General features: G+C 49.7%; 16 protein-coding genes. 3 read left to right on the top strand and 13 right to left on the bottom strand.

The window, feature by feature from the left end; genetic code table 11:
- Positions 1-1741: 1741 nt before the first annotated feature.
- The 9 genes from ABC336_RS31515 to ABC336_RS31475 form a co-directional block, all read right to left on the bottom strand.
- On the bottom strand, positions 1742-2119 hold the full coding sequence (locus ABC336_RS31515; protein WP_413242699.1) for a hypothetical protein: 378 nt from the start codon (positions 2117-2119) through the stop codon (positions 1742-1744).
- 18 nt (positions 2120-2137) lie between these two features.
- Positions 2138-3064 carry a coiled-coil domain-containing protein gene (locus tag ABC336_RS31510; protein ID WP_413242698.1) on the bottom strand — a complete coding sequence of 309 codons (927 nt, stop codon included), beginning with the start codon at positions 3062-3064 and terminating at the stop codon, positions 2138-2140.
- A 352-nt stretch (positions 3065-3416) separates the two neighbouring features.
- Positions 3417-3569, bottom strand: a complete 153-nt coding sequence (locus ABC336_RS31505; protein ID WP_413242697.1) for a hypothetical protein — start codon at positions 3567-3569, stop codon at positions 3417-3419.
- A gap of 57 nt (positions 3570-3626) precedes the next feature.
- Positions 3627-4022: a hypothetical protein gene (locus ABC336_RS31500; RefSeq protein ID WP_413242696.1), complete on the bottom strand. Its 396-nt coding sequence runs from the start codon at positions 4020-4022 to the stop codon at positions 3627-3629.
- Positions 4019-4288, bottom strand: a complete 270-nt coding sequence (locus tag ABC336_RS31495; RefSeq protein ID WP_413242695.1) for a hypothetical protein — start codon at positions 4286-4288, stop codon at positions 4019-4021. The genes ABC336_RS31500 and ABC336_RS31495 overlap by 4 nt, the downstream gene beginning before the upstream one ends.
- A 72-nt stretch (positions 4289-4360) precedes the next feature.
- Entirely contained in the window at positions 4361-4819 is a 459-nt protein-coding gene (locus tag ABC336_RS31490; RefSeq protein ID WP_413242694.1) for a hypothetical protein, read from the bottom strand.
- Positions 4820-4879: 60 nt separating this feature from the next.
- Complete coding sequence (locus ABC336_RS31485) at positions 4880-5716, bottom strand: ArdC family protein (protein ID WP_413242693.1); 837 nt, start codon at positions 5714-5716, stop codon at positions 4880-4882.
- A 99-nt stretch (positions 5717-5815) separates the two neighbouring features.
- Positions 5816-6103: a hypothetical protein gene (locus tag ABC336_RS31480; RefSeq protein ID WP_413242692.1), complete on the bottom strand. Its 288-nt coding sequence runs from the start codon at positions 6101-6103 to the stop codon at positions 5816-5818.
- On the bottom strand, positions 6100-6264 hold the full coding sequence (locus tag ABC336_RS31475) for a Spo0E family sporulation regulatory protein-aspartic acid phosphatase (RefSeq protein WP_413242691.1): 165 nt from the start codon (positions 6262-6264) through the stop codon (positions 6100-6102). The genes ABC336_RS31480 and ABC336_RS31475 overlap by 4 nt, the downstream gene beginning before the upstream one ends.
- A 1008-nt stretch (positions 6265-7272) precedes the next feature.
- Between ABC336_RS31475 and ABC336_RS31470 the strand changes: the two genes are divergently transcribed.
- On the top strand, positions 7273-7725 hold the full coding sequence (locus ABC336_RS31470) for a hypothetical protein (protein WP_413242690.1): 453 nt from the start codon (positions 7273-7275) through the stop codon (positions 7723-7725).
- A gap of 12 nt (positions 7726-7737) precedes the next feature.
- Positions 7738-8178, top strand: coding sequence for a peptidase M56 BlaR1 (locus ABC336_RS31465; RefSeq protein WP_413242689.1), 441 nt, complete (start codon positions 7738-7740; stop codon positions 8176-8178).
- A 582-nt stretch (positions 8179-8760) separates the two neighbouring features.
- Here the strand turns inward: ABC336_RS31465 and ABC336_RS31460 are convergent.
- On the bottom strand, positions 8761-9198 hold the full coding sequence (locus ABC336_RS31460) for a transcriptional regulator (protein WP_413242688.1): 438 nt from the start codon (positions 9196-9198) through the stop codon (positions 8761-8763).
- Between the two features lie 13 nt (positions 9199-9211).
- The gene (locus ABC336_RS31455; RefSeq protein WP_413242687.1) at positions 9212-9742 is read right to left on the bottom strand and encodes a DUF6932 family protein; all 531 of its coding nucleotides are present in this window, start codon (positions 9740-9742) and stop codon (positions 9212-9214) included.
- Positions 9743-10225: 483 nt separating this feature from the next.
- Here ABC336_RS31455 and ABC336_RS31450 point away from each other — a divergent pair, with 483 nt between their 5' ends.
- Positions 10226-10945, top strand: coding sequence for a winged helix-turn-helix transcriptional regulator (locus ABC336_RS31450; RefSeq protein WP_413242763.1), 720 nt, complete (start codon positions 10226-10228; stop codon positions 10943-10945).
- On the opposite strand, the gene ABC336_RS31445 is transcribed toward ABC336_RS31450, so the two are convergent.
- Together ABC336_RS31445 and ABC336_RS31440 are read right to left on the bottom strand one after the other, a co-directional pair.
- The gene (locus tag ABC336_RS31445) at positions 10907-12112 is read right to left on the bottom strand and encodes a hypothetical protein (RefSeq protein WP_413242686.1); all 1206 of its coding nucleotides are present in this window, start codon (positions 12110-12112) and stop codon (positions 10907-10909) included. The two genes, ABC336_RS31450 and ABC336_RS31445, sit on opposite strands and share 39 nt — an antisense overlap.
- Positions 12112-13053, bottom strand: a complete 942-nt coding sequence (locus ABC336_RS31440) for a serine/threonine-protein kinase (RefSeq protein ID WP_413242685.1) — start codon at positions 13051-13053, stop codon at positions 12112-12114. The genes ABC336_RS31445 and ABC336_RS31440 overlap by 1 nt, the downstream gene beginning before the upstream one ends.
- Between the last annotated feature and the right edge of the window lie 342 nt (positions 13054-13395).

Genomic DNA, 13395 nt, shown 5'->3' with positions numbered 1-13395 from the left:
CTCCACGAAGCGAAATTGACTGTAGTCAATTCAGAATGATAAAATGTCTTTAGGTATCATTTTGTGTATTAAATTAGTGTACGTATGAATGTGCTGGCTTTCGTCGTATACTAAGAAGAGCCTCTGCCGCGACAACGGCAAAGACTCTTGAGACGCAGAAAGGCTGTGGATCACCACGGCGTGCATTAGAATTAACTTCGCAAGCAAAACCCACCGTCAGGCGCCAACCTTATGCGGTGGGTTTTTGCTTGCGTTTTTTACGAAACTTACGTCTTAACCAACAGTACAGCTTGCGCACACCAAACACGAGGCTTAGTGTGGCAGCAACCCATCGGAGAACGTCCAGCCACGCCACAAGTACGGCCATCGGCGTCACCCCCCCTCTCAGGAGTTGTCACGCCGTGACCTCAAAACATCCACCGCTTTTCTTTGTCCTACCCAGGAGTATAGCACGATCTCATTCGAGCAGTAAGGGTTTTCCTGAAATCTTGCGTTTTCAGAGTCCCGTTAGGAACCGGCCTTCTCTCCGGAGACGCTTCGCCTCGGCATGCTCATGCAGCACGCGCAGCACATCCTCATTCGAATCTTTTTTCTACGGAAAAAAGCGCGTTCCCCTGTGCAGAGCTTACTGACGCTGCCTCACCGCTCTTAAGCTCCGTGCAGGGTGTAAAGCGCGGCACAGGAACCTAGAGCGCCTTGGCCGGGGCGCTTGTTCCCGGTTTAGGAGCTCTGGTTATCGGGCCAAGTAACCCTGCAGCGGTGCGTACCGGCTCTTGGGCGGTGTCTTCCAGCCGCGCTAGAGCCGGTAGCATCAGCCCGCACCTTTTAAATCTTCAGTTCTCCTGAACTCTTTTTAGGCCAGCAGTTTCAAGACGCGAACAAAAAAAGAGCTTTTACCACGTTCAGGCAAAGGCTCCATAGAACAATCGCTAAGCATCTTCGCCTGCAACGTAGAACTGTTTACATTCCAAGCGGCGGCCAGCGCCGATCAAGCCGTGAAGATCCGGAAGCCTGTTTACATTACATGAAGAAATATTCTTTAAAAAGTAGCCCACACCGCGAGCACCCTAGGCTGTAATCACATTGCTTTCCAACTTCGGAAGTGCTAAGATAGTAGGTACATTAGTAGGTAACAATGCACCAAACTTGATTCATATGTTCTGAAACGTATTTCGTTGACAATCGCCGTATATACTAAGAAAAGAGCCTCTGCCGCGTCAACGGCAAAGACTCTCCAGGACATGAAAGGCTGTGGATTCACCACGGCGCGCAGGAACAACTAAATGTTATTGCAAGCGAAACCCACCGTCAGGCGGCAACCTTACGCGGTGGGTTTTTGCTTGCGTTTTTTACGAAACTTACGTCTTAACCAACGGTACAGCTTGCGCACACCAAACACGAGGCTTAGTGTGGCAGCGACCCATCGGAGAACGTCCAGCCACGCCACAAGTACGGCCATCGGCGTCACCCCCTTTCCGGGAGTTGTCACGCCGTGACCTCAAAAACATCCACCGCTTTTCTTTGTCCTACCCAGGAGTATAGCACGATCTCATTCGAGCAGTAAGGGGTTTCCTGAAATCTTTCGTCTTCAGAGTCCCGTTAAGACCCCCCTTCTCTCCGCAGACGCTGAACCGGGGGAACAAAGCCGCTTGATTCGTATAAGTTGACAAAACAACGCCCTGGCTGGTGGCAAATTCCCCTAATCCGTTTACAAATTAACCTGCCGACACAGTGGATCTGTTTACATTCCAAGCGGCGGCCAGCGCCGATTGGGCCGTGAAGATCCGGAAGCCTGTTTACATGCAATGTACAAGGCAAATGTTTTCTTATCGATGGCCGCCGCATGCTCATAATGACTTTGCAGCACGCGCAGCACATCCCCATCCGAAAGCCCCAATTCTTCTTTAAACGGAACAAAAGCGCTTTTGACATCCTCGCCTACATCGAGCATGTTCTCTTCCCGGTAATGCTTGTCCTGCTTTTTCTGCGCTTCATTTTGTTCGTAGTAGGATAACAGACCTTGAATGACGCCATATATGGTCGTCGTTTGAAACGTGGATTGCATGCCCTCAATCGTTTCCTTCAGCTCGGCCGGAACTTGCACCATCGCACGCGACATGGCTCATGCACTCCTTTCTTACTCTTGGTTATTATTTCGCTTGGTCGTGCGTTTTGTCTGTTGCGACTGAACCCCTTCACGCAAACCGTTGATCGTTTCATACAGCGCGGCGATTTTGTCGCTGGCGTCTTGTGCCTTTCGCGCCGCTTCCGCACTGGCCGCTTCCTGTTTCGACTGATACTCGCTGCGAAGCTGCACCAACTCCCGTTCCCGTTGCACGTCCAGGCGCTCTCGTTGGCTCTTTAACGCTTCCTCGTGTCGAGCGACAAGCTGCGCCACCTGCTCGGCATGTTGCTGCTGCTCTCGCTCATGCGCCTGCTCCAGCGCCGCCAGGCGCTCCGTTTGCTTTTCTGCCGACCGGGTCAACTCGTCCACTTGGTGGCGAAGTGCTTTGTTTTCTTCCATCGCCTCGCCATAGCCGGTAAGCTGCTCGGATAGCGAATGGTTCTTCTCTTCATATTGGCTGAGTAGCAGGTCATTCTTTTGCCGGATGGCTTCGAGCTGCGCCACCTGCTTTGCCTGCTCGGTCAGCTCTTTAGCAAGACGCTCCTTTTCCTCTACCGCCTGCTTCAATTCCTCTTTCTGCTCGGCAATCGTTTGCTCCTGAACCAGAAAACCTTGATTCCGTTCTTCCAGCTTCCCTTCAAAGCCCTGTGTAAGATCCAGTCGCTCCGCTGCCTCCGTTTGAATAATCGTCATGAGGATTTCTTGATCCCGGCGAAGATGATACTCCCTTTCCTCCAGTAGTTTACGGTATCCCAGCGCCACACCCTCTTTCAGTTGGGACATTTCCACGATCCCGGCCACATATTCCAAAAAATCCGCTTGTGTCGGCAAACCACTACTTCCCATCAATTCTTCCAGCTTCGTAATGACCTCTGGCCGTGCGCGGTATGTCTTCGGTATCGTCGGCCCTTTGCTGCCATTGTCCTTCATTTCGTTCATCCCATTCACGCTCCCCTGTGTACTTTCTTCTATTATATCATATATATGTGTACTATGTGTACATTGTACACATAGTATTTTCTAGGTTTATCTGCCTTTAGTCTGCTTCAATGTGTGTGCATACAAGTAACGTGTGTACAAATGAAATTTAGATTATGTATATGTGTACATGGTACACAAAGTGCACTTAATCTTCCAATTGTTTTGTGTACACATAGGAATCGTTAATTATCATTATGTACACATTGTATACATTGTACACACATAGTTTAAAGGGGCGAAATTTGTAAACCTCTGCATGCACAGAACCACGGACGGCCGGGGGGCAGCCAGCCCCCGGCCGCGCCTGCCCTTACACCATCACCGTGCGCACTGCTGCGGTGTCCAATCGGGGCAATGTAAAACAGATGGCCAGATGATGGGCAATCGTACTTTCCGCCAAGCTCTCGGATCGCAACCAGGGTTGATCATCGTCTGCGAGATTTCGCATCATGTGTACCGTCATTTTGTTTGTTCTCCTTTCCCGCGGGGGTCCGGGGGCGGCAAAGCCCCCGGCGCATCGCTAGTTCAATCCTTGCCGCAGCAGCACATACTGCTGCGAATCGGACACGTACAGCAAAAACCAACGCCTCGACGCTCCATCAAGCTGATTGCCGCATATGCGGACCGCCTCCGGCAGGGCAAGCGTATCGCCCGGCGTATAACTCATCCACTCGCTGGCAGCCGCTCCGCCTTGCTCCAACTGAATCATGAAGCGCAAAAGCTCCAGCTCACAGCTCGATACATGGCAAGCCAAGAGCTGAATGCCTTGCACGCGTTCGCCACGCTTTACCGTAACCCCTAGCAGATGGGCGCCGCGCTCGTCACTGGTGAGCGCTTGCAAGACGGATAGTCCGTCATAGCGCGATCCGGAAAGCAGCGCTTGAACGCGGCTGGCGCTCCCTTCGCCGCCCTTCAAATAAGCATGGCGTCATAGAGCGCACACAGTTCCCCATCGGCGTCCTCCCAACCCATGGCAATATTCCAGCGGACGTCCTCGCCGTCATAGGTCAATTCCACATGAGATTTGTAATTGCTCTCGTCCCGGTACATCCCCTCATAGGTATAGTGCGTCTGATCCTCCTTCAGCTCGGCTACAATGTCCACGGGGTCAAAATCAAAATGGTTCAATCGTTGAAACGCTTCGCAAAAAAATACAAACTCCGGATACGTGAACAGTGTCATGGCCATTCTCCTTTCGATAGTAGATGTTCGCCGCTGGCACAAGCACGGCCAGCGGCGCGGATGCGACTTGCCTCAGTAATGAGTGAAATTCAGTTCCACATGATCCAGCCCCAAATGTTCTTTACAGATCTGCCGCGCGGCTGCCCAATCGGCGGCGTCGCCGTCACTGCTGACCGTGAGCTGCTGTTTCAGGTAGTGCTTAGCGATAATGAGGAAGGCCGTCACCGCAAGGTCATACGGCCGTTCCGCCGTCTTGCAAAACTGAAAGTAGGTGCCGTCTTCTGCTGGCTCCTCCCAAGATCTAAGCCTTAGCAGCTGCGAAAAATCAAACGTTTCGTAACTCTCTGATTTCGTCCCGTTGAAACATATTTTTGTTGCGGTCAGAACAGGCTTACCGTTGCCCATTCCATCCGCAAGCGACACGCCTTGTTCCTCCAACACAGGCAACAGCTTTCCAAAATCCCGTTTGATCTGACCAAATACCGCCCGGTCGATTGCCTTCTGACGATACCAATAATGGGTATATCCCATAGCTGTTCAGCTCCTTTAAGGTTGGGTAGATGGCCGGGGCGTCTGCCCCGGCCCGCCGCATTATGCCTGCGATTCAAACGTGTTGCCCTGTATATAATCCGCAGCCCGCTGCGCCTTGCCCGCTGCCTGCACAAGCAGCCGCTTGTCGTCTTCCTTGATGCGCTGCAGCCAGCCGTTAATGTAACTGGCGCTACTTTCCACCGTCTGATTATCAATCCGGGCGACACCGCACAACATCGCCGCGCCCATTTCGGCAATCAGTTCCTCGCGGCTGTAAACCTCGTCTCCGAAGGCTGCAATCTGATCGAGCGGCCGTTCCAGTCGCCGGGCATGCCCGGTGGAATGAACCAATTCGTGAAAGAGCGTGGAGTAATACGCTTCCGCCTGCGGATAATCCGCCAGCGGCGGCACGCTAACCACGTCATCCCCCGGGCGGTAAAAGGCGCGGCCCGGCGCGAAACGAATCGGCGGGCGATCGGCATAGCCGCTTACTAACTGCTCGGCGGCCTCAATCGGGTCATGGTCGTTTGGCGTCCCAACCTCGCGCTTGCTACGGATGCCCTCGCATTGCGTGTCTACCCGAAACACCTTGTAATAGCGCAGCAGCGGCACTTTCTCTTCCTCGCCCGTATCGTCATTTTTCTTCTCCAGCCACTTCCAGAACACGACGATTTCACCCTTCGCACCCTTTTTGACCGTCCCCCCCGCCGCGCTGACCTGCTTGTAGGTGGCGTACTCGCCGGGGTCAAGCAGCAACGCATTGATGCCCCGGTACGGCTTGCCGCTCTGCCAACTCACCGCCGCACCGCTGCGCCAAGGCCGCCGCCACGGAATAACACCGCTCTCAAGCAACTGCACAATTCGCTCCGTCACCATCTCATAAATTTTTTGGCTCATGATTTTTGCCCTCCGCTTCTTTTGTGGTAAAATGGAGGGGCAAAGCGACTCCTAAAGTTCTTTGCCCCGGCCCGGATGCTCTCGACAAGCAACCGGGCTTTAATATTCCTCTGGCAGTAACAGTGTCGTAACGCTACGGTCGTGCTCAGTGATGATCCAATATTTCATCCCGCCTACGGTCCGGTAAACCGACATCAATCGCCCGTCACCATGGGCTAAAGCCCCATCATTGGCTACCTTGTCCTCGTCGCATATTTCGCCCCAATCGGCATTAATGTGCCGGGTCAGCGCGGATATCCGCTCATCCTCGCTCACCTTCGCCATGACGCCTGCCGTAGCGACCACACGGCCCAATGCGAAAACCCCAACAAATACATGGCTGCTCATTTGTCCTCACGCTCCCTTATCCGTTTGTACTGATTCAACAACTCGTCCAATTGCTTCGACTTGGCAAGCACCCCGGCCGCCATGACGCCCATTTGGTCGGCCAAGCGGTTCAGTTCAAGGCGAACCGCCTCAATTCGTTCGCGTAGCTCCCGCTCACCCATGACTCCCTCACCTCCTTTCAGGCGGTACAAATCGAATCGATTCGATTTTGATCCTCCCCCTCATCCGGAACCGCTTGCCCGGTCGAGCCAGCGCGGAGCGACTTCTTTTCCGGTTGGACGCGTAGGGGGTACGCTTGCGTGTCCTGGTCTTGCGTATGGAGTTGTCAAGGAACGGGTACATCCGTATACCGCAGCCGTCGCAGATCTAAGAGCATCGCCGGTTCTTGGGAGGCCAGGGTCTGCCCGCCAGGGCTAGGGCGATTTTTGGAGCGCTCTTCTCCAAAAATCGTCCTACCCTTGCCGGACAAGGTTCGCTATGCTCCCATGCGACGATAACGGCTGCGGTATTCGGATGTGGTCCTTGGCAAACGATAGCAGCAAGGCCCGCGCCGAAGGATCACCCTGCGCGGACAACCGGGGTTCTCAAGCACGATGACGTAGCGCCAGCGGAGTCATGGTGCCTGCCCTTGCAGGGTGGCTTGATGCGTGCGTAGCACGGCGAAGCGCGCATGATGCCGCCCTGCCTTCCTCGATACGCCCCCACCGCTCTTAGGCTCCGTGCGGGGGGTTAAACGACGGACAGGAACTTAGAGCGCCTTGGCCGGAACGCTCTTCGCCGGCTTAGGCGCTCTGGTTATCGGCCGGAGTCCTCCCGCAGCGGTGCGTACCGGCTCTTGGGCGGCGTTTTATGAGCCGCCCTAGAGCCGGTAGCATCAGCCCGGACTCCTCCTTCAGACAACGTCAAAAAAGCCACGATAAAAACCGTGGCTTTAAGTCACAAATGCGGAAGATATCCATTAAATTAGGAAACATGCGATTTATTTGTAACATTATTGAAACTTTTGACTGCTTCAACATGTCTATATAAGTAAGGATCACTAAAGAGAGCCATCTTATACCTACATAAACGTACATCCCTTTTGATATAGAACGTACAGCGTGGTCCAACGTAAAGAAGGAGGGCTGAGGTAGTACGCACAACTATATGTAAAGGAGGTCTACCTTACTATGTTAAAAAAGCATCTTGTTCCTTTAATTACAACACTAGTGGCTGGTATCATTTTTGGTGCAAGCATGACTCCGGTCTTTGCTGCCATAGCAAATAGCAACTATGGTTACTATGGTCCACATAATGGATATTCGTACCGTAACCAGGCACAAGTTGAAACGGGGACGTACCTTTTAGGCCTGACAAGAGCACTCACACAAGATAATTCTTACGCACCTGCCGGGTATATAGGCGTAAGGGCAAGATTATATAAAGATAGTCAACTATGCTACTCCACCAATATGGTATACAATCACGTTGCAGCTCAAGGTTATAACGCTACCACTCAAATTTATTCAGACGGATGTGGCAGTGGTACGTACCACAGTAGAGGGGAGTCGGCCGCGTTTAATGGCACGGGTTACAATGTGTATAACACATTCATAACTCCAAATTTGAACCATACTGAATAGGAGGTGAACCGAATGAAGAACAAATTGCTTAGGATTCCCGTTTCCGGTTTGCGATTAGCGATCATTAGTTTTGTTTTTGTAGTTGGTGTCACGATAGGCGTAATAACGCTTGGTGATGCCAATGCAAACCAAAGTTCAAATGCATTAAATGGCATGCCTAACTACCCGGTCAATGCAAATGGACAAACGTACGGATCAGCCGCGGATGCACCTTCTCGCGACGCCGAACCGGACTTAATTGGGGCCTACGGTGTAGACGGCACGCTTGGATATGTAAAAAAGGAAGATTTAAACGAAGAACTGCCTAAGACACCAGAGGAAGCGTTAGCTATTCAAGAAAGCAAAGCCTTGGCTGGTGAACAATCGATTCCGCTTTATGACGTTGATGGCGAGACGGTCATCGGAGAATTTATCATTCATCAAGGACAGGGCCAAGTAATAGAAAAAGAATAACCTTAAACCGTGGGTTTAGTTTTTAAGCAGTGCGAGGCCTTGGCCTGGCGCTGCTTTTATTTTTCCGCGTACTTATCCTTATCTGCTGCGGTATTCGGATGTGGTCCTTGGCAAACGACAGCAGCGAGGCCAGCGCAAACGAATCACCCTGCGCGGACAGCCGGGGTTCTCAAGCACGATGACGTAGCGCCAGCGGCGTCATCGTGCTTGCCCTTGCAGGGAGGCTTGATGGGTGCGTAGCACCGCGAAGCGCGCATGATGCCCCCCTGCCTTCTTGCAATGCCCCCTACAGTTCGTAAGCTCCGTGCGGAGTGTAAAGCGCGGCACAGGATCCTAGAGCACCTTGGCCGGGGCGCTTGTTCCCGGCTTAGTCGCTCTGGTTATTAGCCGGAGTCCTGCAGCAGCGGTGCCATCACCCCATCCCCCCTCTTGCCCTCCATTCAAAGATTGGCCAAAATAAAAAAGCGTCAAGACGGAGAAATGTCCTCCATCCAAACGCTTCCTGAATTCAATCTGTAGCTTGGCAACGCGACTATTATTGATAAAAAGAAGGAGAGCATTAGCTGCTCCCCTTCCTAACTGTTATGCACCTAATCCCGCAGCAACTTCAATATTTATCGTTGCTTTCATCCCCATCGCACTCATGACATTTTCAATTTTTTCAGTCGTGGCCCCATAATACTCGTTTCGCTCATCTCGGGAAACCTGTGCTTCTGATACATCCAGTTTTTTAGCTAGCTCTGATTGCGTCATATTAATATATATTCTATAAGCAATGAGGCTTTTCCCGATATCCGTAAACTTGTGAATGGGATTAAATGAACCCCTTTTTATTCGTTCATAGTACTCAACTTCTTCCTTTAATTGCTCATGAAATGAAATTAAAGGTTCAATCGCCATACTAATTTGCTCCTCATTGAGACCCATTTCTTCAAAACGCTTTTTCTCATTCGAAATAAACGCCTTATCTTGTTTCAACTTGTCCTGTGCTTTTTGATAAGCTGTCTCATTTTTAATCATTTCGTCAGCTCCTTTATTTGATAATTTTCACAATGCCTTTTGGCTCAAATGTATCGCGTGTTTTTCGAAATGCCGCCGGAAACATCTGTTCTACACCATATTCATCGAGGATTCCTGATGGTTGGCCAACATGCGGGTATAATTCAACTCTGTAACGATGCCACATGGGTAACTGCCATTTTGCAGAGTTACGATCATAAATTCGATCTTGATTTTTCCAACTCCAAATTTTATGGGGATCAATAGAGTTAAGCTCCCTCACAATATCCGGTAATGTCGTGACGTCTGCTACAAAATAACCGTCAATATCACCGGGACTCGCTTTATCTTCAACAAATGAACCATCGATAAAAATTTCGGTTATTCCGACTCTCCAGAGTTGATTAACCAATACTCCCAAGTTGTTTACCAACGTCATCCTTTTATTCGTATCCCACGGAGATCCGTCTTGGGGTCCTGTTACAAGCAAGGAAGTACGTAATTCCTCTAATGACATCGGGTAGTCTTGGATGGGTAATAGGCCACGATCATCAAATATCAGCATTATTTTCCTCCAAATCCCCGCAATTATACATAGCGATTAAATAAACAAATTTGTAAACTTAACAAGTATGTTAATTTAATTATACCTTACGTATGGAAGATGTCAAGTGTGCTCACGATTTTGGCTTTCCTGAAATGATCTTAAACGTTACGTCAAGGGCTGTTTAATGGATGGGGAGCCTAAAGAGTTCCACTTTGCGATGCGAAGACACAGGTGTCCGTAATTAACATAAATAAATGCATCCTCTGTCTTTTGAACCATCCACTTATGGCTTATACTGTAAATTAATAAGAGCACTTTTTGAGGTTTCTTAGTCCATCGCTCGGTTTAAAAATATTTTTCCTCGGCCAATCGTTATGTGATATAATACGGGTTTGCAATCGCCCATTAAATCACGGACTATGAAACAGGGTAAACCATCATATACAATCGGGAGTTCGCAAAGCAAGGATACCGTATAGAAAGGAGTCTGTTGATGTGGCAATGAGAATTACGGAAATTGTGGATCTTCATGAATCAAAAGAGAGTAGCCTTATCGAATCTTTTGAGCAGTACCTTGTGCAGACGTCAACCCAAAAGCACACGGCTTTAATACGTGAAATGGATTGCTGGCAAGGCAGAGCTGATGTTGTCGCGGCATATATCAACAAAGCGGGGGCATTGCCCCAGGGTGCAGAACGTTTGATAAGCCGACTAGGGCCGGCTCAAGTCTTAGCCGTCCTTTATCCTAAAAAAAAGAGAGCGCTGGGAGAAATTATATCCATCTCCGGATTGTCCGAATCAACGGTTAAGCGTCATGTAAAAGAACTCGTTGAAGCCGGACTCATTCAAAAACACGAAGCCGATCGCTACACGCTTCACCCGGAAGGGGTGATTCCCCAGTTTACCTTTCATGCGTACGAAGGCAAGCTGCACAATTGGAGACGCGCGTTGTATCAGGCAATCAATTATTTGGGATTTGCCCAATATTCATCCGTTGTAATGCCCAAACGCTACATTAAAGCAGCGTTGGAGAACATAGAGTATTTTAAAATAAACGGAATTGGCTTAATATCCGTGACGAACCAGCAATATCATATTCATCTAAAACCACGAAAACACCGACCAAGGAAGAAAGCGTTCCACCTGGTCGGCGTTGGCAAAGCACTAGGAGCGATTAATGAATCAAAGCCCAGCGTTCTCCTTAAAGAGACGGATTGCTGATGACCATCTGTTCAGATGTGCGCCACTAGAAGTCTTCTCTAACTGAACGGCGTACCGTTCCAGCAGAGAATACAGCGTGATCGCTTCATTAATAGCCGTTTCCATGTTCGTGATACGCGTTGAAATATCCGTGGCCCCTTTATAAATATCATTCATCGCCTTTTTAATGGCTGCCCAATGCTGCTGATGAGATAACGCTCGGCTCCACGCATCGGAGGGATTGGCACCGGCCAAAATGATTTGGTCGTCAACCGTGCCGGATAAAATACTTTGGTACACGGGGGCAGGTGTATTGGCTGCGATGGAGTCCAATTCCGAGACGAGGATAGAATTCAGTAATCCAACGGAATTATAACGTTCACGGGGCAGTCTTCCGCCTGTGGAAGGTAAGATCCTTTGCTGGACCGTAAACTTCCGGGAACTGTTGTGCCATCCCGTGCCAATGCCATAGGCCCCAACACCGAGATAGAGTAAACCAACGATGTCCGTGTACCCCACCACAACTTTAAACTCATTGATTTCAGACAGCGAGTAAATAAAGTGGAGAAGGTTGGCAAGCGAAAGATCGGAATCGAAATTTTGATTATACTCTTTGTTGTTTCTGGCCACCGTAATATAGAATCCTTCGGTATCAAGAACCGAAATCTCATTCAAAAATTCATTCACTTGACTCGTTTCATTAAGGGCCGACTCGGTAAAAATTAACGACGTAAACAGCGGTGTACGATACCCCCTACTCTTCACGATATTTTTAGACTCCTCAGCCAAGCTCATGCAAATTTGAGTCTGCCTGTCGGTAAAGCTGTTAATCAACAAGGTGGGCGACAGAAGATAGTCCACTCCCATGGATACCTGAAAATCAATGGCGTCGGCTGCATATTTTTGAATGTTTTGAATGGAACGGAAGGCAGCCAAAGTCAAATGTCCGGGATAATAGCCGTAATTCATTAAGTTTTTACTCGTGCCATCCATATAAGTCGTATAGTAAAACTGGGGATCTAACAAAATCTCAGCTTGAGGATATTGTTGCAAATCATCCCGAAAAGATCGGAGACTGGTTTCTGCATCATCGCGTGGGCTTAAAATGACGCCATCCACTTTGTTATGATCCAATGCTTGATGAATTTTCGTTCCTTTTCCGTACCCTTGCTGTACAAATAATTTCACTAAAGAGCCTCCTTCACTTGGTGTAATTGACGCATCAAGGAATCACACGACTTAAACCTCATATGGGGTTCTTTGGCTAGAAGCCGCATGATGATGTTGTTTAAAGCCGGTGGAATATCCGGTCTAACGGCACGAGGCGCCTCTACTTGATTCGATATAATATTGGCCACCAGCTGCATGGAATTAATGCCACGATTAAAAAACGGATGCCGACCGGTTAACGCTTCATACATAACGATGCCAAGGAGAAACAAGTCTGACCGAAAGTCAATTCCTCGCCGAACATTGCGCAGTTGTTCTGGGGACATGTAAATAGGGGTACCCACAGTCATAAATGCTGCCGTCAAGGATTCCTCGGTTAAATCGAAGGCTAGTCCCGTGTCGAGCAAAACATAATCGCCTCCGTGGCGACGCATGACATTTCTGGGTTTTACATCACGATGGACCATATTAATGTCCCAGAGATGTTTAATAGCAGCCGTGATATCCAGTCCCAAGCGAACACCCTCTACAATACTAATGTTCGTTTCTCTCCGAATGATGGTGTGGAGATCTTCCCCCTCAATTAACTCTTCTGTAAAGTACAGCAGTTTTTTCTGATCATATTCAACAAGCGTCATACCAACCGGGCCTAGCTTTACGAGATTCGGAGAATCGCATCGATCCATAATATCAATTTCTCTTTTGGCTCTGGCCAACACATCCTCTCGGATATCTTCAAAGGGAGACGCCGTAATTTGAACATCCACCCCTTGCAGACCGCCTGTCGGTTGTTGGGGCGATGGAATGTTCGTCAAATCTAAAAATTTGATGGCGTATCGTGTCCCCTCTGACATACCGGAGAAAACGATTTTCTGGCCACCTCTACCCACATATTCAATTTGAGTAAAGTCCAGGCAGATCTCTTGTACCTGTTCGACAGTTAAATCAGGTGCCTGCAACGTACTTCCTCCCTATTGTAAATTATACCTATCTAGTTCCATTATACTACTAATCAACGTGCGATTTACAGAAAAAAGAGTATTTTGAACTACGGAGACCCTCGCTGAATAAACACACTGTGCCGACAACCGGGGTTCTCAAGCACGATGACTTAGCGTCAGCGGAGTCATGGTGCCTGCCCTTGCAGGGTGGCTTGATGCGTGCGTAGCAAGGCGAAGCCCGTATGATGCCGCCCTGCCTTCCTCGACATGCCCCCACCGCTCTTAGGCTCCGTGCGGGAGGTTAAACGACGGACAGGAACCTAGAGCGCCTATGCCGGGGCGCTCTCCGCCGGCTTAGGC

Source organism: Paenibacillus jepli (genome assembly GCF_047238105.1).
Classification (GTDB): domain Bacteria; phylum Bacillota; class Bacilli; order Paenibacillales; family Paenibacillaceae; genus Paenibacillus_D.
The sequence above is the reverse complement of the archived record's forward strand: the minus strand, read 5'-3'. Positions and strand labels throughout refer to the sequence as shown.

Excerpts from the sequence above, each read along its gene's own strand:
- ABC336_RS31515 (WP_413242699.1), bottom strand. The coding sequence starts at position 2,119 with ATGTCGCGTGCGATGGTGCAAGTTCCGGCCGAGCTGAAGGAAACGATT.
- ABC336_RS31510 (WP_413242698.1), bottom strand. The coding sequence starts at position 3,064 with ATGAACGAAATGAAGGACAATGGCAGCAAAGGGCCGACGATACCGAAG.
- ABC336_RS31505 (WP_413242697.1), bottom strand. The coding sequence starts at position 3,569 with ATGACGGTACACATGATGCGAAATCTCGCAGACGATGATCAACCCTGG.
- ABC336_RS31495 (WP_413242695.1), bottom strand. The coding sequence starts at position 4,288 with ATGACACTGTTCACGTATCCGGAGTTTGTATTTTTTTGCGAAGCGTTT.
- ABC336_RS31490 (WP_413242694.1), bottom strand. The coding sequence starts at position 4,819 with ATGGGATATACCCATTATTGGTATCGTCAGAAGGCAATCGACCGGGCG.
- ABC336_RS31485 (WP_413242693.1), bottom strand. The coding sequence starts at position 5,716 with ATGAGCCAAAAAATTTATGAGATGGTGACGGAGCGAATTGTGCAGTTG.
- ABC336_RS31480 (WP_413242692.1), bottom strand. The coding sequence starts at position 6,103 with ATGAGCAGCCATGTATTTGTTGGGGTTTTCGCATTGGGCCGTGTGGTC.
- ABC336_RS31475 (WP_413242691.1), bottom strand. The coding sequence starts at position 6,264 with ATGGGTGAGCGGGAGCTACGCGAACGAATTGAGGCGGTTCGCCTTGAA.
- ABC336_RS31470 (WP_413242690.1), top strand. The coding sequence starts at position 7,273 with ATGTTAAAAAAGCATCTTGTTCCTTTAATTACAACACTAGTGGCTGGT.
- ABC336_RS31465 (WP_413242689.1), top strand. The coding sequence starts at position 7,738 with ATGAAGAACAAATTGCTTAGGATTCCCGTTTCCGGTTTGCGATTAGCG.
- ABC336_RS31460 (WP_413242688.1), bottom strand. The coding sequence starts at position 9,198 with ATGATTAAAAATGAGACAGCTTATCAAAAAGCACAGGACAAGTTGAAA.
- ABC336_RS31455 (WP_413242687.1), bottom strand. The coding sequence starts at position 9,742 with ATGCTGATATTTGATGATCGTGGCCTATTACCCATCCAAGACTACCCG.
- ABC336_RS31450 (WP_413242763.1), top strand. The coding sequence starts at position 10,226 with ATGAGAATTACGGAAATTGTGGATCTTCATGAATCAAAAGAGAGTAGC.